Raw genomic sequence first — 16556 nt, 5'->3', positions numbered from 1 at the left:
CGCAGACGCTTGATGCGGTCGCCGAGTTGCAGCAGCAAGTGACGTTCTAGGACGGAAGTAGTATCAGTGAAGGCTGGCATATGTTCATTATTCTAGTCAAAATATGGAAATTAGACTAGTTTGTTGAACATCATCGCTTCATCGTCAGTTTGCGTTGTTGAGGTGGGACGCTGGCAAGCCTGACGATGGCCTGGTGGGTCGGCGACCGCCGCCAGACGTGAGCGGGGCCGCGCCAGCACGCGCTGAGCAACGAGGACGCGTCGCCAAAGAGGTCGAGCCCAAGGGAATAGCAACAGGACTTTCGGACCTCCACGCCGCATACGGTCGGCCTGGCATGCACAGCGGCATATCAGCGGGGCCTAATCTGCAATTTCACGATCACGAAATTATTGGCGGCAGCGGCAGCGGGCTGTATGGTGCAATGGATTGGAGCGCAAAGGTCGGCACACCGGGTTCGGAGGGAGGGGACGGCGAAAGCCGTTTCCTACCCCTATCCACTGACGATAATTCGTCGCTCGGCGGAAACTGGGCTGGCATCAGACACGGCCAGTCAGTTTGACGTGTTCGCACCTAACAACGAGAGCGAGCTTCTAGTCCTGGCACGTCAAGGATCGTGATAGTCGAGTAGCCAAAGCGGATCAGGCCCTCGTCCCTGAGTCGCTGCACGACGCTGTTCACGCGCTGGCGGCTCACGCCGAGCCAGTCGGCCAGGTCAGCTTGAGAGATCTTCATCTTGAGCAACACACCGTCCGGGCATTTCACCCCATACAGACCTGATAGCGTCCTAAGCAACCGCGCAAGCCGGGATTCAAGCGGTAGCGACGAATCCGTGGCCAGGCGTTCATAGAGGAGCCGGCTGCGGTATGCGAGCTGTAGTTCGATGGCCCGGCTCACCGCTGGATCGCGGTCACGATGGTGGCGTACGACGTCGCCCGCAATCCGGAGAATGTCGCAGGGACCGCGCGCCCGGAGGTCATTCAGGTTCCCCAAGCCATCCACCATGCTGATCAGGCCAGCAAAATCGCCTGGCTGCAGGAAACTGACAAGATGGCGCTGCCCGTCCGCGCGAAGCTGGCTGACCTCGATCGAGCCTTCGATGACGAGGCACAGCATGTCGAACCGCTCGCCCTCGCGCGCGAGATGTTCCCCTTTGGCGAGCGCGCGAATGTGGCCGCTGTTCACCAGGCCATCAAGCGTATCGGGCCGGCAGTCACGAAATCCCAGGGCTTCTCCCAGCAGTGACCGTGCAGCGGCCTTTTTGGCTTCTCGCGAATTATTTGTCATAGGTTTGACAGATTCCCTGCCCCGGATCTCTTAGGCTTCTACCAAAGAAAACCATTATGACTCGATAAACCGTATGTGTCGCCCGGGACTACCCGCGCGCCAATACCCAGCCAGGAGACATTGATGAACATGCCAGTCCTTACGCCCAATCCACCGGGGGGGGCCAGCGCGACGGGCCTACTCACAGCCCTTCGCGCCGTCGGCACCACCCATGCAGTCACTGTCCCCGACTTCGTGCAGTTTGCATTGCACGAAAAGATTCATTCGCCGGGGAGCGGCATCCGGCAGGTATTTGCCTGCAGCGAAGACCAGGCCCTGACCACGGCTACGGGCCTCTATATCGGAGGCGCCACGCCGGTTGTGATGATGCAGAACCAAGGGTTCTACAAATGCCTGAACACGTTGCGCGCCACTTGCCTCGACGCGGGCGTGCCTATGGTGTTCCTGGTCGGTCAGTTCGGCCGCGAACTTGAGAACTTCGGTCAGCCGGCGCGTCAGTCCAGGCGCAGCATGGTGCGCTTGATGGAGCCCTTGCTCGAGGCCGTCGGGGTGCCCTACTGGAATATCGACGAGGAGTCCGATGTCGAGCATCTTGCCAGCGCCTTCGCGCATGCGATGGCCAGCGAAGGCCCTGCTGTGCTGCTGATCGGCCGCAACGTTACCTGGAATTGAGCGAGGGGACCATGATGAAACTCGGACAAGCCTGCGCTGTCATTGCTGCGGCGCGCAAACAACTCTGCCCGCAGGCGCCGCTGGTCGCCACCATGTCGGCGCAGTTCGCCTTCGACATGCTTGGTGAAACGGAGCGCCGTATCGACTCAGTGCCGCTGATGGGGGGCGCAGCCGGCTTGGGACTGGGGCTGGCGCTGGCCAGACCGGGCCTGCCGGTGATCGTCGTCGACGGCGACGCCAGTTTGCTGATGGAGTTGGGCGGCCTGGTCACCGTGGCGCACAACAAGCCGCAGCGCTTCGTGCACTTCGTGATGCACAACGGGGCCCAGTTCAACGGCCTGGTCAACCTGCCCACGGCTGGCACCGAGCCGACTTGCGACTTCGCGGCGATGGCGCGGGCTGCTGGCTATAACGACGTGCATACGTTCGATAGCCCGGAGGCGCTGGTAGCTCTGCTGCCGCAGCTTCTGTCGCAGGAGGGCGCAACTTTCGTGGAACTTGTGGTCGAGGCCGATCCGCGCCGCATCGGAGCGCAAGCGCCCCAGCCGCTGCTGCCCGAGATGCAGTTCGTGCGCATGCGCAACGCTGTGCGTCAATTGCGAGCGGTGCTGAGCGCCTGAGGATCGCCATGGCCGACAATACCCAGTTCGACTACATCGTCGTCGGTGCCGGCTCGGCCGGCGCCGCACTTGCGGCGCGGCTGAGCGAGAGCGGACGCATGCGCGTACTGCTGCTCGAGGCCGGCCCGCCGGATACGAATATCTGGACCCGCGTCCCCTTGGGCGTGGTGAAGGTGCTGCAGCAAGCCAAGGTGACGCGCGGCTTTTTCACCCAGCCCGACCCGCAAATGCACGATCGCCGCATCTACTGGCCGCGGGGCTGGGTGGTGGGTGGCTCTTCCACCGTCAACGGTATGATCTGGGTGCATGGCACGCCACGTGAATACGATCTGTGGGCCCATGACGGCTGCCCGGGCTGGAGCTATGCTGACCTGCAGCCCTGGTTCCGGAAGATCGAGAGCTTCGCCGGCGGCGATGAACGCTTCCGTGGCCGCCGCGGGCCCGTGACTGTCACTGAATTCAGGCCGGTCGACGAGTTGCCCGATGCCTTCCTCGATTCGGTCCAGTCCGCCGGCGTCGTGGCGCGCGTAAAGGACTATAACGAACGCGGCTTCGGCGGCAGCTACCTGCAATTCAACACCCGCAATGGTGTTCGCTGCAATACCCGCATGGCATACCTCGACGATGCGCTGCGCCGCCCAAATCTGACGCTGAAGACTGGAGCGCTGGTCAGCCGCGTGCTGCTGGAAGGAAAGCGTGCCGTGGGTGTGCGAGCCCGCGTCGACGGGCGCGAGGGCGACTTCCGCGCTGCGCGCGAGGTCATTCTTTGCGGCGGTGCGTTCAACTCCCCGCAACTGCTGGAACTGTCTGGCGTGGGCCGGCGCGAGGTGCTCGACGCGGCCGGAGTGCCGGTGCTGCACGAACTGCCGATGGTCGGGGAGAACCTGAGCGAGCATGTCTATAGTCCGCTGAACTACCGTGCCCGGCGCGAAGTCAGTTGGAATCGTGACCTATCGAGTCCTCTTGGCCAAGCACGCCTGGGGGCCCGATGGCTGCTCAAGCGTGACGGCCCGCTGGCGAGCAACACCATCACGGCGCAAGCCTTCGCGCCCAGCGAGGGCGGGGCGCAGGATGCCGACCTCAAGATCCAGATCCAGCAGGCCAGCAGCCCCGGAAACCGGGGCGCAGGCAAGATTGCTCTGGACGACTTTGACGGGGTGACCATCGCATCCTTCCAGATTCGCCCGCGTTCGCGTGGCAGTTCGCACATCGCCAGCCGCGATCCGGCGGCCGATCCGGTGATGATATCCAACCATTTCACGCATCCTGACGACATCGCGGCCTGCCTGCGGGCACTGCGGCTCTCGCGCCGCATCGCGGAAACGGGTCCGCTGTCTCGCCTGCTGGAGAGCGAAGTGCGCCCAGGCCCGGCCACCGCGAGCGACGAAGCTCTGGTGGAGTACCTGCGAGCCACTGGCGCCACCGCTTACCACCCGGTGGGCACTTGCCGTATCGGCACTGACGCCGCGCTGTCGGTTGTGGATCCGCAGTTGCGCGTCCACGGCCTGCAGGGCCTGCGTATTGCCGATGCCTCGGTCATGCCGAGCATCGCCTCGACCAACACCAACGCCATTGCAATCGTAATCGGCGAACGGGCGGCGGACTTCATTCTTCAGGAAGCCCGGTGAGCAGGGCAATCAACAGCTTTCAGACACCGATGAACAAGATTTGGCTTTCCCAGTATCCCGACACCATTCCTGCCCTGATCGACGTGGCGCCATACCCCTCGCTCGTCCATATGGTCGATATGGCGCTTGAGCGCCACGCGCTGCGACCAGCACTCGGTGGCATGGGCAAGAGCACAAGCTATGGCGAGCTTGACTTCATGTCCGCGTGCTTCGCCGCCTGGCTCCAAGCCCGCGGTGTGGCCAAGGGTGACCGGGTGGCGCTGATGATGCCCAACGTGATGCCTTTTGCTGTCAGCGTGCTTGGGGTGCTGCGCGCCGGCGCGGCGGTGGTCACCGTCAATCCCCTGTACACGCCGCGCGAACTGGCGCATCAACTCAAGGACTGCGGCGCAGGGACCATCGTCATCCTTGATACGTTCGCTAGCACGCTGGAAAGCGTGCTGGCCGACACGCCGATCGGGAACATCGTGGTGGTCCCGTCAGGCATGGTTCCGCCCGGAAGCTACGTGCTGGCGGGCCACATCGAGTTTGCCGACGTCTTGCAGGCTGGCGCCGCGGCGCCCCGCCAGCCTGTCGACATCGGTCCTGACGACCTCGCATTCCTGCAGTACACCGGCGGCACCACCGGCGTATCCAAGGGCGCCAAATTGCTTCACCGCAATGTGCTTGCCAATCTGCTGCAGATGGACGCCTGGACAGCGCCGGCATTGGGCGCAACGCCCGCCGAGCGTGCCGGGCTGAATATCGTGTCCATGCTGCCGCTGTATCACATCCTGGCCCTGACCTGTGGCCTGCTATTCGGCATTCGCAATGGGATGCACAATCACCTGATAGCGAACCCGCGCGATCTGTCGGTCACCATCCGCCAACTCGCAGGCATACCGATTCACTACTTCCCTGCTGTCAATACTTTGTTCACCGGCCTGCTGGCGCACCCTGAATTCAAACAGCTCGAACTGAGCCAGTTGCGCCTCTGTGTTGGGGGAGGCATGGCGGTGCACCAGGCCGTTGCCGAGCGCTGGATGGCCGCAACTGGCGTGCCAATCATCGAAGGCTATGGTCTCTCGGAGACCTCGCCCGTAGCCAGTTGCAACCTCGTGACGGCGAGGGCCTGGACCGGCACCATCGGCTTGCCCTTGCCCGGGACGGAGATCGTCATGCGTGACGACGCGGGCCGTGACGTGATGATCGGCGAGCCCGGCGAGATCTGCATTCGCGGCCCGCAGGTAATGGACGGCTACTGGCAGCGTCCTGAAGAAACGGCCAAGGTCATGACGCCTGACGGCTTTTTCAAATCGGGCGACGTCGGCGTGATGGACCACCACGGCTTCGTGAAGATCGTGGACCGCAAGAAGGACATGATCCTGGTCAGCGGCTTCAACGTATTTCCCAATGAGATTGAGGGCGTGGTGGCCATGATTCCCGGCGTGCTTGAGGTGGCTGCAATTGGTGTGCCCGACGAGCGCAGCGGTGAAGCGGTCAAGGTGTTTGTCGTCACGAGCGATCCGGCGTTATCCGAAGCTGCGGTCGCCGAACACTGCCGCCGCAACCTCACCGCCTACAAGTGTCCGAAACACATTGAGTTCCGCGACACGCTGCCGAAATCCACGGTGGGCAAGGTGTTGCGACGAGATCTGCGGCCATGACGTCGTGAGCCTTCGAGGCTGACCATTAGAGGTAGGAGACAAATTATGTGCATTTCCCGCATGCGCCGCCAGATCCTTGGCGGCCTGGCGCTCGCGCCGTTTATCCTTTCGGCTCGCGCCGCGCAAGGTACCTGGCCCTCGCGTCCGGTGAGGATCATCGTGCCACTGCCGGCCGGCGGCGGTGTGGACGTGTTCGTGCGTGCCTTGTCCGAACGACTGTCTGCTGCGCTCGGGCAGGCCGTCATCGTGGACAACAAGCCTGGTGCCGGGGGACTGCTTGGCGCCAAGGCGCTTGCACAGGCGCCACGCGACGGTCTCACGCTTGGCTACATCACTACTGGCCAGGTGACGCTGGAAGCGATGGGCGGACGCCTCGATTTACTTAAGGAACTGCGTCCCGTTGCCAGGTTATCGTACTCGCCGTTCGTCGTCGTCGTGCGCGCGGACTCGCCACACAAGACACTGGGCGAACTGATCGCAGCGGTCAAAGCCAGTCCCGGCAAGCTCAGCTTTGGTTCGAGCGGTATCGGTTCACCGCCGCAGTTTGCCGTTGAAGACCTCAACGAGCGGCTCGGGAGTTTCAAGGCGGTGCACGTTCCCTACAAAGGTGCGATTGAAGTCGCCAATGCGATCATCGGAGGGGAAGTTGATTTCACGATCGGCTTGCTCGGGACCATGGCGCCGTTGATTGCTGGCGGCAAGCTGCGCGCGCTGGCGGTTACCAGCCACGCCAGGGTGGCGGCATTGCCCAACGTGCCGACCATTAACGAGGCCGGCGTGCCAGGATTTGCACTTGAACCCTGGGGTGGGCTCGCGGTGCCTGCGGGCACGCCTGACGTAGTCGTTGCGCGTCTGAACGAGATTCTTCCCGGCATCCTGGATGCTCCGGCAATGAAGGAACTGTTTGCTCGGCAAGGTGCAGTAAGCGCTTATCTTGGGGCGAACGACTTCACTGCACAAATCGTGCGCCAGCTCGAGAAGGAGCGGGCGGTGGTCAAGCGACTGGGTATGACTGCACAGCAGTAACGAGGTACGTCCCGCGAGCTTCCGGAGCGCATCGGCATGCCGAGCGTGGCCGGCCTCCCGCCCCGTCTCAGCAGTGCCAGAGTGCGCGACGCTCCAGACCAGCAATGATGCATATCCTGCCCGACCATGGCGCGCTCTCCTTGGCATGGCTCGTCCTGACAGCCTTGCTAGCCTCAACAGTCCGCGCGATGACGGGCTGGGCATTCTCCGTCGTCGCCGTTCCGGCCCTGAGCCTGGCTTTTGCCCCGCTGGAGGCGGTCATGATCAACATTCTACTTGCCTTAGCTGCATCGGCGAAGAGCCTGCCTGCCATCAGGGGGCAGGTCAGGCGTCAGGTCTTTTTGCCACTGTTGTATTCCGGCTTGCTTGGAACCCCCGTGGGATACCTGTTGCATCAGGTCTTCGCACCGGCAAGCCTGCGTGTAGTGATCGGCGTCCTGGTATTGCTGCTCTCGGCGGCCATGATCCTGCTTCGGCCCCGGCCGCGCCCATTGGGCGCCGGCATGCTGTTGCTGGCTGGTCTCGTCTCTGGCGTGCTGGGCGGCGCGGTGGGCATAGCTGGTCCACCCGTGGCATTGCTTTTCCTTTTAACGGCCACCGACATGGAGCAGTCGCGGGCAACGCTTGGCCTGGGCCTGCTCATCGTTTGCCTGGTTGCCGTGTGCGCCTTCGCCGTCGGCGGACAGCTCACCATCCCAGTGCTGGTCCTTGCGGGCCTGGCCTTGCCGGTGGTGATGCTCGGCGACAGCCTCGGCAATCTTCTGTTCCTGCGCCATGGCAGACAAGGCGCGCTGCGGGTCAGCATCGTCCTGACGGCAGTGGTTGGTGCCTCGAGCCTGGGGCGGGGTATTGCTGCCATGCTGCCGTAAAGACAGAGGACGGAAGCCCGGCACGGCGAGGCGGGGCGTTTGAGTTCGTTTTTGACCGGTTCTGCCGCAAAACATCAACAAGAAGAAAGTCATTCCTTGGGAGGCAGAGCGATGTCAGATACATACCACGCCGGCAGAGCCTGGCGGATCACCGCCCTGCTGGCCGTCTTCTCGCTGGTGAACTTCCTCGACAAGGTTGTGCTCGGCATGGTTGCGGTGCCAATGATGCACGAGCTTTCGCTCACGTCGGCACAGTTTGGGACGATCGCCGGCAGTCTCTATTGGTTGTTCGCGATCGCCGGCGTTGCCGGCGGCTTTCTCGCCGACCGAATCCAGGCGCGCTGGTTGCTGCTGGCGATGGCGCTGATGTGGTCCGTGGTGCAGATACCGGTCGCGGTATCGTCTTCGGTGACAGTCATCCTGATAGCCCGGGTGCTGCTGGGAATTGGGGAGGGGCCCGCGGCGCCTGTGACCAATCACGCTTGCTACAAGTGGTTTCCCAACCACAGGCGCAATCTTCCTGTGACGGTCATCAATATGGGAGCCACGACAGGCATCTTGATGGCGGGCGTCCTGATTCCGCAAGTAACGATGCATTGGGGCTGGCGCGCGAACTTCGTCATCCTGGCGCTGATCGGTCTGCTCTGGGCGGGCTTGTGGCTGGCCTTCGGCGCCGAAGGGCCGATCGACGACGGCGCCGTCCGGGGTCGCGCAGACGCAGGCAAGCTGCAGCACCGGGTGCCATACGCGCGGCTGCTTGCGGATTCGTCAGTGATTGGCATCATCGTGCTTCACTTTGCAGCGTTCTGGGGAATGGCACTTACGCTGACCTGGCTGCCCGCCTATCTACAGAAAGGACTTGGCTTCGATGCGATCACCTCGGGGCGCTGGTTCGCGCTCATCGTGCTGGTCGGCGCGCCCATTGGCATCGGCGTGTCATGGTGGTCTCAGCGGCTGCTGGCCAATGGCGGAACATCACGCAACGCCCGCGCCCTCGTGTCCGGCGTGGCGCTGCTGACCGCAGGCCTGCTGTATTGCCTGCCGATAGGCGTGGACCTTGGGAACGTGGAAAAGATCTTGCTGATTGCGATGGCTTCCAGCCTTGCACCAGTCATCTACGCCTTGGGCCCGGCGATGATGAGCGAAGTCGTGCCGGCGTCGCAGCGCGGCGCCATGCTCGCTATCGAGAACTCTGTCGCTTCCACCGCGGGGATACTTGCTCCAGTGGTCACAGGCAAGTTGATCGATACGATGGCAGGCGGCGGGCCCACAGGGTATGAACAAGCGTTCGCTGTAAGCGGAATCCTGCTGATTTCTGGCGCGATCATCGCCTTGCTCTTCATTCACCCGGAGCGTTCAAGCCGCAAGTTCGAGGCGATTCCGCTCGGGGCCAGCGCCCCGTGAATGGCCCGGGAGACGATCAGGTGGACGGAATATCTGTCAATTGTTTGACAGAACTCGCGACACCAAGTCCTTATAGTTTCATAGAAGCTGAGCGTGCCCGATGCGGGAATCCGTCCGCCTGGCTCGCCATGCAACGGAGCCCATACACATGTCTTCCCAATCCAACGAACCGAACCGTCTGAAGGATGGCGAACCTGCCGCAGGATTCGCGGGCCGCATTGGCCGTACGCTGGCAGCGTCGCAACCCCATTGGACCGCTCCACGCCGCGCAGCGCCCGGCAGTCCGAATGTCGTTGTCATCCTGCTGGACGATCTTGGCTTCTCCGATTTCGGCTGTTTCGGCGGTGACATCGAGACGCCCAATATCGACCGCCTGGCCGGCGGCGGACTGCGCTTCACGGGATATACCACGGTGCCGATGTGCACGCCCGCACGTGCGGCGATGCTGACAGGCAAGAATCCGCACACGGTCGGCTGTGGCTGGCTGACCCATAACAACCCGGGGTACCCCGGCTATCAAGGCGGCGAGATGTCGCCCGACGCGCCGACCATGGCGGAGTTGCTGCGCGGGCAGGGCTACTCGACCATGGCAGTGGGCAAGTGGCACAACACCTACGACCGCCACGCGCACGCTGCGGGCGACCGCAGCTCCTGGCCGCTGCAGCGAGGCTTCGACCGCTTCTACGGCTTCCTGCATGCCGAAACGAGCTATTTCCACCCCGAGCGAATGGTCGAAGGAAACCAGCTCGCGCAGGTAGACGCCTATCCGGAAGGGTATTTCGCCACGGACGACTACACCGATCGGATGATCGGCTGGCTAAAGGAGCATCATGCGTGCGCGCCAGACAAGCCTTTCTTCGCCTACCTTGCATTCCAGGCGCCTCATACCCCGCTGCATGCCAAACCGGCCGACCTCGCGCGCTACAGGGGCCGCTACAGCGCCGGCTGGGACACCGCCCGCGCCGCCCGCTACGAACGCCAGCGTGCAATGGGACTGATCGAGCCGAACGCCGCCTTGTCTCCACGCAACCCTGGTATCCCTGCCTGGGACGAACTCGGGCCGGAACAACAGGCGCTATACGCAAGCTATATGGAGGTGTATGCCGCGCTGGTAGACAATGTCGACCAGAACGTCGGCAAGCTCATCACGTTCCTCAAGCAATCGGGCCAGATGGACAACACCCTGATTCTGATCACCTCGGACAATGGCGCCAACTCGATCGGCGGACCAGGTGGGGTGGCCAACCTCAACGACAGGCGCCAGGGCAATCCTGAGGATCCTCATCTGGTGCGGCGCTTGCTTGATGAAGGCCGCATCGGCGGGGAAGATACCTATGCGGCTTACCCCACCGGTTGGGCTCAGGTTTCCAACACGCCATACCGCTACTACAAGCGCACACCCATGGCCGGCGGCATTCGCGTGCCGCTGGTCGCGCACTGGCCGAGAGGCATTGCCGAGCGTGGCGCCCTGCGCCGCCAATGGATCCACGTGACCGATTTGCTGCCCACCGTGCTGGCACTGACGGCTGGCAGCTATCCGGCCGAATTCAACGGTTTCCGCACACGCGGCCTGAATGGCGTGAGCTTCGCGGCGATGCTGCAGGATGCCACGGCGGCGTCGCAACGCAGCAGCCAGCACTATGAACTGGAAGGCAACCGTGGCTACATCAGCGATGGTTGGAAAATCGTATCGCTGCAACCACCGGGCATGCCGATCAAGCTCGACAACTGGATGTTGTTCGACCTGGTCAACGATCCGACCGAGATCAACGACCTCGCGGCGCAAGAGCCAGAGCGCCTGCGCATGATGGTCGAAGCGTTTGAAGGCGATGCCAGTGCCAACTATGTATATCCGCTCGACAACCGGGATACCTTGCGGGCCATCACGCTGCCACCCTATGAACTCGATGACGTCAACCGGGCACGCAGTTTCTACCCGGAGAGCCAGTCAACCCCCAGCATCATCGTTTCGCCGCTGATCGCGGACCGTTCCTTTACCTTGAGCGCGAGCTTCGACTACCAGAGCGGGAACGAGGGCGTCATCTATGCATTGGGCGATCGCTTCACCGGCCTTCTCGCGTTTGTTGAAAGTGGCGCACTGCATTTCGTCTGGCAACGCTGGATGAAGCCGGTTGAGCTGGATGCAATACCGTTGAATGCCGGACCACAAACGTTCACCCTGGACTATCGCGCACTGGGCCAACGCAAGGGCATGGGCCATTTCACCCTGAACAGCCAAGCCGTGATCGAAGCCGCCGAGCTGTCACCCACGCCGGTGCGCCTCCCGTCCGGCGGACTCGATGTCGGCATCAACCGACGCCAGCCGATCAGCCAACGCATTGCAGGGCGCGGCGGCTTCCGCTACAGCGGGCAAATCGAGATCGTGCGTCTCATGCCAGGCGAGCCGGCACCGGATTCGCCGCTTGTGCTCGACGAGGCAGCAGTGCAGGCGCGCATGCGAGACAGTGCCACACGCAACAATGGCTGAATTCCATTTGCGCATGCGGCCAATTGCACCACAGCATCGCAACGTGTCCGACGCTCTATGCGCACGAGATCGCTGTAGGTAGCGACCGCGTTGTCACGCGGAGCAACAAGGGGGCCGGATGTCCTGCAACCGCAGGGCGTCCCCGGCCCCCATTTTTACTCGGCTTCAAGGCGATCAGTCAGTCATTCGAGCATGGCGTGACGCCATTGCATATCAGGCATCCTCTTCCTGCAGATACTGTCCATACGGTGACAGATTTTCGTTTGCGCTCACTCCCATAATCGATCGTACCGGCGGCTACATGGCCATTGTTCGCGCCTTGCCACGTGCCGGGCAACATTTCCAAAAATGATTCGGGGAGACTATCTAATATGAAGAAGGCACTGATCGCGCTGTCCGCCTTCAGCACACTCTTGGGTTCCGCGCAGGCACAGACAACCGTTACCCTGTATGGCGTGGTGGATGCGGGCATCGAGTATGTCAACAACTACTCCGCGACCGGTGTGAACGCTGTCCCAGGGACGGCCGAAAGCCGGGTTGCCCTGCTGTCCGGTGCACAAGCCGGCTCCCGCTGGGGACTTCGCGGCGTTGAAGAACTAGGGAAGGGCTATAGCGCGTTCTTCGTACTGGAGAACGGCTTTACTCTAGACGACGGCAAGGCCTCGTTCGGCGGCCGCTTGTTCGGGCGCCAGGCGTTCCTGGGGGTCGGTGGCCCTTACGGAAAGCTGAGTTTTGGTCGTCAGTATGTGTCGATGTTCGAGGCACTTGCCAACTTTCAAGTGGCAGCCTACCAGCCGTTGTACGAACCGGTGGTAGCGCAGAATGGCCGTTTCTTTCGGGAGGACAACACGGTCAAGTACTCGGGAACGTTTGGCGGCCTGAACGCGGTCGCGCATTGGTCTTTCGGCGTAGATACGACCACGCCGGCGACGACCGGGGAAGTCCCCGGAAGAATTCGCGATGGGGCCGGCTGGGGCGTCGGCGGCAACTATACAGCCGGACCGTTCGGTATCGGCGTTGGTTTCGACCAGGTCCTGCCTGCGACCACCCCCGGCGCTGATGGAAAAAATCAGAGAGCCGCGATAGCGGCCAGCTATGCGGTGACACCGAACCTGCGTTTCGTTGCCGGCTACCGCTGGGGTCAGAGCAAGAATCCAGTCGGCACGGTGATCCTGCGTGACGACTACTACTGGATCGGCGGCTCCTATAGTGTGACCCAGGCCTGGCAGGTGACGGCCGGCTACTACTATGACAACGTCAAGCAAGTCGCCAATCCGGTTACCAATGCGCTACTGGGCAATATCGCCAATCCATGGCAGGTGCAGGTAATCAACAACTACTACCTGTCGAAGCGCACTAACCTTTATCTGACTACTGCCTATGCCAAGAACGCGTCCCTGAACTTCGATACCTCTGTCGGTGGGCTGGGAACCGGCTACTACCTCGGGGCAGGGAAGAACAGCATGTTTGGCGCGGCGCTGGGTATTAGGCATATCTTCTGACGCGTGGCAACCGGCCTTGCTGACTCATGCTTTCGGCCGCAGCAATGCGGCCGTTTTTTCTGATTCTTCACGGAGCCGTGTGACCGGTTAAAGCATTGCATTACACCCAAGTCACTCGTAACCAGTTTCCCTGGCGTACTTGATGCCGGCGCCGAAGTCCATGACGCGTTGCAAGCCCTGCCGGATTGTCTTGACCCCCGGTTCGCCATCGCCATTGCGAGCGAGGAAGCCGCCGAGCCTGGCAACCAGACGAACCACTTCATTGAGGCTTGGCGGCGTCTCGGGCGGCTCCCCTTCCTGTTGAGAATGAACGCCGCCTGCCATTCATCTCACTCAAACAGCAATTGCGCTTCGAGCTCCGGGGGCAGGTGTGCCTCAGCCGCATTTAGCCTTGCGATGCGCCAGGCCACTACCATGAACAATGCCAGCGCGCGTTCGAGCCGCTCCGAGCGACCACATCTGATGCCGGTCTGGCAGCCGTTCGACGGCTTTGTCGAGCACACCACGCGCGTCTCGCCGACCTGCTTGGTGACCTTCGAGCGCAACCGCTACAGCGTTCCCGCCTCGTTTGCCAACCGCCCCATTAGCCTGCGCGTCTATGCCGCGCGGCTCGTGTTCGTGGCCGAAGGCCACTGAACACCTGGCATCCCTGCGGGTTGACGCCCGACATGACGTGTTTGATGACGCCGTCCTTGCCCCCCGCATCCATTGCCTGGAAGATAAGGAGAACAGAGTAGCGGTTGTCCGCATAGAGCAAACTTTGTAGCTTGCTGAGCCTCTCGATGTGCTCGGCTAGCAGAGTACGATACTGGTCCCTCGACCCGTGGAGGGGAGTCACGCGCGTCGGCCATTTCGTCAGCAAAACCGTGTCGCCCTCACGCACTCGGAAATCGTCGGAATTGAAATTCATGGTCGTTCTCCCAGCGGGACGAATGGCGAATCTGACGCGTCCTATATTAATTCGCTATACCGTCCATCTACGGCACTCCTGCGCTTCCATGGCATGCGATTTTGGCTGGCGATTTACATCCCGGCAGCGCTGTCGCCGACGTGAAGAGTCACCTTCATGACCTTTCGCGAGAGTCGGGAACTTAACCAACCACGGGTTCGACCGTGTCCTTGCTACGGGCTTGCGTCGCCGCGTCATCCGTTAGCCAGGATACATCTCGTTGTTTTGGGATGGCGCGGCTACAGGCACCTGCGCATTGACCCGTACGGCATGTATGCCGATACCGCGAGCAATCTTTTCACAGTGCGCTGACGCTGTAACGAGCAAGGCTTGGTGTGCCGGTATGGCGGTTGTGCGCAGAATCAGGCCATACTGCTCGCCCTCCGCCTGGTGGGCGGACATGGCATCGGCAGTGGCTACAACAGAGAATCGTTCGGACCAATCCCGTCCCAGCGCCCCTTCCATAATGGCGCATACCATTCGGGATGAAAGCATCGAGGCGAGCGCGAGGCGTCCGCCGGTACGCTCGGCATCTTCCATCCACGCGAGCGCCTGTCGCTGGATATGGAAATTGCCTTCTGCGCACGCAGCAATGAAGCTCTCCTCACAGGCGGACATGAGGGACTTGGCATGCGCACGAGCCAACTCGCCTCTTGCCAGATGCGCCTCGTGGCAATATTGCCTGAAGGCGTCAGCCAAAGCCTTCGCGGCCGAAACCGCGTGCCGATCGTCGATGGCGCCCGTGGTAGGGCGAGCGCCGTTAAATTGATCCTCGTTCTGGTCGTCATGCCACGACACCGTGTCGTCTAGCGTCAGTACGAGCAGTTCAAGTGCCATTTCCTTCTCCTTATAGGTGCCAATCCACCAGAACTGGCGTGTATTGCCCGATGACGTCGGCCAGCCAGCGAGAGAGCGGGCATCATGGCTCGCCCGGCATGGACGCATTGTCCAGCGGAGGGTCCGCGGTCCTCGGAGGCCTCGCCCGTAAAGTGGCGCGACAGCTGACGCGCATCAGTCATTGCGTGCTCGCCTATGCTGAGGCCGAGATCATCGAATTCTTGCTTTGCACCACGCTGTCGTCAGTTGTAGCCGAGCACCGCGATGTGTTCGAGTGGATCCTCGTCGACGACCTGCAAGAATCTCGTGATACCGGCGACGTCTGTCTCCCTGGCTGCTTCGGCGGGGCAAGCGGGCTGGCCGATAGCCTGCTCGGTGGGAACTCTGTCGGTGGGAATGTGAATACTTTGCATGGTGTGCAGATTGTTGGTTAGGAGCTGGCCTTGCGTCGCAAGCTGCTAGTGATTGGCCGGAACGGCGACTCGCGTGACAGAGTTTCCCCAGCCAACGCAAAGATCCGGATAGATCGTGCCGGCTGCGGCTTCGATGCTGGCCACGTCGATGCGCGAGCCGCCCTGTGTTCCGAATAGCACCACCTCGTCGCCGGGCAGGATGTCGGGGCTTTCGGTGACGTCGACCATCAGCGTGTTCATAGTCACACGCCCCACCACAGGGTAGACCCTGCCGCGAATCAGTGCTTGGCCGCGGTTCGATAACGCGCGCCGATAGCCATCGGCATATCCGACGGGGATATTGGCAAGCCGCGAATCGCGCGACAGACACAGGGTGCGGTCGTAGGCTACGGTGTTGCCAGCGGCATAGGCATTCACCGACGCCACGCGCGACTTAAGGCTGGCGATTGGCTGGAAGTCCGGATAGGCTGGCAGGCAGCCAAACAGTATGGCACCTGTGCGTACCATGTCCAGGTGGGCAGCCGGCACTTCCAGCGTGGTAAAAGAGTTGGCGCAGTGTAGCTGGATCTGACTGCGCACCATGCTGGCGCTGGCAATCAGCCATGCGGCTTCATCCCGGAAACGGGCGAGGCCGCGTTCGACGTCGCTAACCTCCTGTACGGGGAAATGGGTCATGATGCCGACTACCCGTAGGTGTGGCAACGCGGCGGCGGCCAGGCACTTCTCGCGCTCCGGTTGCGAGTCGAGGTCGAAGCCATTGCGGCTCATGCCGCCGGAGTTCAGTTCCAGGTGCACGCGGGCCACGCGCCGGTAGCGGTGCACAAGGGCGTCGATGTGCCGGGCGTAGTCGAGGTTGCCGACAATTTCTTCCAGACCATATGGCAGTCCGTCTTCAATTTCAGCCAGCGTGGCGGCGCGTACGCGCAGTAGACGGCCCGTGAAGCCAGCTTGGCGGACCTGTCGCGCCTCGTCATTCCTCGCGATGCCGATTGACGACACGCCAAGAGCAACCAGCGTAGGCACCAGCAGCGCGATACCGTGCCCGCAGGCATCCGCCTTCATCACGGCACACATCTCGGCTTTATCGCCGATACGCGTCTGTATGCCCCGGACGTTGGCCTCAAACTTGCCGAGGTCCACCTCCACCCATGCGTTGTTTTCCATGTCGATGTGTTGCAGATGTTTTCGAATTGCCGCGCCCGTAGATCGATGCGTCGG

At 62.1% G+C, this 16556-nt stretch carries 14 protein-coding genes and 2 pseudogenes; 11 read left to right on the top strand and 5 right to left on the bottom strand.

Annotated elements, in window-relative coordinates:
- Positions 1-570 precede the first annotated feature (570 nt).
- Positions 571-1284: a Crp/Fnr family transcriptional regulator gene (locus tag AC3WL8_RS32315; protein WP_492379688.1), complete on the bottom strand. Its 714-nt coding sequence runs from the start codon at positions 1282-1284 to the stop codon at positions 571-573.
- A 123-nt stretch (positions 1285-1407) separates the two neighbouring features.
- Between AC3WL8_RS32315 and AC3WL8_RS32310 the strand changes: the two genes are divergently transcribed.
- The 9 genes from AC3WL8_RS32310 (at position 1408) to AC3WL8_RS32270 (ending at position 13139) form a co-directional block, all read left to right on the top strand.
- Complete coding sequence (locus AC3WL8_RS32310) at positions 1408-1956, top strand: thiamine pyrophosphate-binding protein (RefSeq protein WP_492379687.1); 549 nt, start codon at positions 1408-1410, stop codon at positions 1954-1956.
- Between the two features lie 11 nt (positions 1957-1967).
- On the top strand, positions 1968-2576 hold the full coding sequence (locus AC3WL8_RS32305; RefSeq protein WP_492379686.1) for a thiamine pyrophosphate-dependent enzyme: 609 nt from the start codon (positions 1968-1970) through the stop codon (positions 2574-2576).
- A gap of 8 nt (positions 2577-2584) precedes the next feature.
- Positions 2585-4204 (top strand): GMC family oxidoreductase, encoded by a 1620-nt coding sequence (locus AC3WL8_RS32300; RefSeq protein ID WP_492379685.1) that lies wholly within the window; start codon positions 2585-2587, stop codon positions 4202-4204.
- A gap of 29 nt (positions 4205-4233) precedes the next feature.
- On the top strand, positions 4234-5850 hold the full coding sequence (locus AC3WL8_RS32295) for an AMP-binding protein (protein ID WP_492379684.1): 1617 nt from the start codon (positions 4234-4236) through the stop codon (positions 5848-5850).
- A 45-nt stretch (positions 5851-5895) separates the two neighbouring features.
- On the top strand, positions 5896-6876 hold the full coding sequence (locus tag AC3WL8_RS32290) for a Bug family tripartite tricarboxylate transporter substrate binding protein (RefSeq protein ID WP_492379683.1): 981 nt from the start codon (positions 5896-5898) through the stop codon (positions 6874-6876).
- Between the two features lie 104 nt (positions 6877-6980).
- Positions 6981-7745, top strand: a complete 765-nt coding sequence (locus AC3WL8_RS32285; RefSeq protein WP_492379682.1) for a TSUP family transporter — start codon at positions 6981-6983, stop codon at positions 7743-7745.
- 111 nt (positions 7746-7856) lie between these two features.
- Positions 7857-9149 (top strand): MFS transporter, encoded by a 1293-nt coding sequence (locus AC3WL8_RS32280; RefSeq protein ID WP_492379681.1) that lies wholly within the window; start codon positions 7857-7859, stop codon positions 9147-9149.
- A gap of 148 nt (positions 9150-9297) precedes the next feature.
- On the top strand, positions 9298-11637 hold the full coding sequence (locus AC3WL8_RS32275; RefSeq protein WP_492379680.1) for an arylsulfatase: 2340 nt from the start codon (positions 9298-9300) through the stop codon (positions 11635-11637).
- 371 nt (positions 11638-12008) lie between these two features.
- Positions 12009-13139, top strand: a complete 1131-nt coding sequence (locus AC3WL8_RS32270) for a porin (protein ID WP_492379679.1) — start codon at positions 12009-12011, stop codon at positions 13137-13139.
- 111 nt (positions 13140-13250) lie between these two features.
- Here AC3WL8_RS32270 and AC3WL8_RS32265 read toward each other — a convergent pair.
- Positions 13251-13621: pseudogene (locus AC3WL8_RS32265) on the bottom strand (IS4 family transposase); the annotation flags it as partial.
- On the opposite strand from AC3WL8_RS32265, the pseudogene AC3WL8_RS32260 reads away from it, so the two are divergent.
- Positions 13587-13769 (top strand): annotated as a pseudogene (locus AC3WL8_RS32260) (Mu transposase domain-containing protein); the annotation flags it as partial. The pseudogenes AC3WL8_RS32265 and AC3WL8_RS32260 sit on opposite strands and share 35 nt — an antisense overlap.
- Here the strand turns inward: AC3WL8_RS32260 and AC3WL8_RS32255 are convergent.
- Positions 13723-14049, bottom strand: coding sequence for a hypothetical protein (locus AC3WL8_RS32255; protein WP_492379678.1), 327 nt, complete (start codon positions 14047-14049; stop codon positions 13723-13725). The pseudogene AC3WL8_RS32260 and the gene AC3WL8_RS32255 sit on opposite strands and share 47 nt — an antisense overlap.
- Before the next feature lie 240 nt (positions 14050-14289).
- Entirely contained in the window at positions 14290-14925 is a 636-nt protein-coding gene (locus tag AC3WL8_RS32250; RefSeq protein ID WP_492379677.1) for a hypothetical protein, read from the bottom strand.
- A 98-nt stretch (positions 14926-15023) separates the two neighbouring features.
- Here AC3WL8_RS32250 and AC3WL8_RS32245 point away from each other — a divergent pair, with 98 nt between their 5' ends.
- Positions 15024-15359: a hypothetical protein gene (locus AC3WL8_RS32245; RefSeq protein WP_492379676.1), complete on the top strand. Its 336-nt coding sequence runs from the start codon at positions 15024-15026 to the stop codon at positions 15357-15359.
- A 24-nt stretch (positions 15360-15383) separates the two neighbouring features.
- On the opposite strand, the gene alr is transcribed toward AC3WL8_RS32245, so the two are convergent.
- A complete protein-coding gene (alr, locus tag AC3WL8_RS32240) occupies positions 15384-16502 on the bottom strand; it encodes an alanine racemase (RefSeq protein ID WP_492379675.1) in 1119 nt (372 codons plus the stop codon).
- Positions 16503-16556: the final 54 nt, after the last annotated feature.

This window comes from Cupriavidus sp. FW305-F7, from assembly GCF_058782875.1.
This window is presented reverse-complemented; position numbering and strand designations above follow the sequence as displayed.

Coding starts and splice junctions, on each gene's coding strand:
- AC3WL8_RS32255 (WP_492379678.1), bottom strand. CDS start 14,049: ATGAATTTCAATTCCGACGATTTCCGAGTGCGTGAGGGCGACACGGTT.
- AC3WL8_RS32270 (WP_492379679.1), top strand. CDS start 12,009: ATGAAGAAGGCACTGATCGCGCTGTCCGCCTTCAGCACACTCTTGGGT.
- AC3WL8_RS32290 (WP_492379683.1), top strand. CDS start 5,896: ATGTGCATTTCCCGCATGCGCCGCCAGATCCTTGGCGGCCTGGCGCTC.
- AC3WL8_RS32305 (WP_492379686.1), top strand. CDS start 1,968: ATGATGAAACTCGGACAAGCCTGCGCTGTCATTGCTGCGGCGCGCAAA.
- AC3WL8_RS32310 (WP_492379687.1), top strand. CDS start 1,408: ATGAACATGCCAGTCCTTACGCCCAATCCACCGGGGGGGGCCAGCGCG.
- AC3WL8_RS32285 (WP_492379682.1), top strand. CDS start 6,981: ATGATGCATATCCTGCCCGACCATGGCGCGCTCTCCTTGGCATGGCTC.
- AC3WL8_RS32315 (WP_492379688.1), bottom strand. CDS start 1,284: ATGACAAATAATTCGCGAGAAGCCAAAAAGGCCGCTGCACGGTCACTG.
- AC3WL8_RS32275 (WP_492379680.1), top strand. CDS start 9,298: ATGTCTTCCCAATCCAACGAACCGAACCGTCTGAAGGATGGCGAACCT.
- AC3WL8_RS32250 (WP_492379677.1), bottom strand. CDS start 14,925: ATGGCACTTGAACTGCTCGTACTGACGCTAGACGACACGGTGTCGTGG.
- alr (WP_492379675.1), bottom strand. CDS start 16,502: ATGGAAAACAACGCATGGGTGGAGGTGGACCTCGGCAAGTTTGAGGCC.
- AC3WL8_RS32280 (WP_492379681.1), top strand. CDS start 7,857: ATGTCAGATACATACCACGCCGGCAGAGCCTGGCGGATCACCGCCCTG.
- AC3WL8_RS32295 (WP_492379684.1), top strand. CDS start 4,234: ATGAACAAGATTTGGCTTTCCCAGTATCCCGACACCATTCCTGCCCTG.
- AC3WL8_RS32300 (WP_492379685.1), top strand. CDS start 2,585: ATGGCCGACAATACCCAGTTCGACTACATCGTCGTCGGTGCCGGCTCG.
- AC3WL8_RS32245 (WP_492379676.1), top strand. CDS start 15,024: ATGGACGCATTGTCCAGCGGAGGGTCCGCGGTCCTCGGAGGCCTCGCC.